The 267-nt window shown below is 41.6% G+C and carries 1 protein-coding gene; it reads left to right on the top strand.

What is annotated here, in order from left to right; genetic code table 11:
* A partial coding sequence (locus SB749_RS19655) for a DUF805 domain-containing protein (protein ID WP_410711787.1) occupies window positions 1-200 on the top strand: 200 nt, incomplete at its 5' end.
* Window positions 201-267: the final 67 nt, after the last annotated feature.

Below are 267 nucleotides of genomic sequence, written 5' to 3'. Positions count from 1 at the left end.
GCTTGGCTTTATTGATTCCTCAACTAAGTGCGGGTGCTCGCCGTCTTCACGATACTAATCGTTCAGGTTGGTGGCAATTACTGTGGCTAGTGCCAGTGATTGGCTGGATCATTTTGATTATCTTCCTAGCGCAAGACTCGCAAGAAGGTGAAAACGATCACGGTGCTAACCCTAAAGAAGTTGATCTACACACTGCTTAATTAGGTAACTTGTAAACATTTTAAGCTCAGCCATTGCTGAGCTTTTTTATGTAAAAAATTAAGTTAC

Source organism: Brevibacterium sp. SIMBA_078 (genome assembly GCF_046534565.1).
Classification (GTDB): domain Bacteria; phylum Actinomycetota; class Actinomycetes; order Actinomycetales; family Brevibacteriaceae; genus Brevibacterium.
The sequence above is the reverse complement of the archived record's forward strand: the minus strand, read 5'-3'. Positions and strand labels throughout refer to the sequence as shown.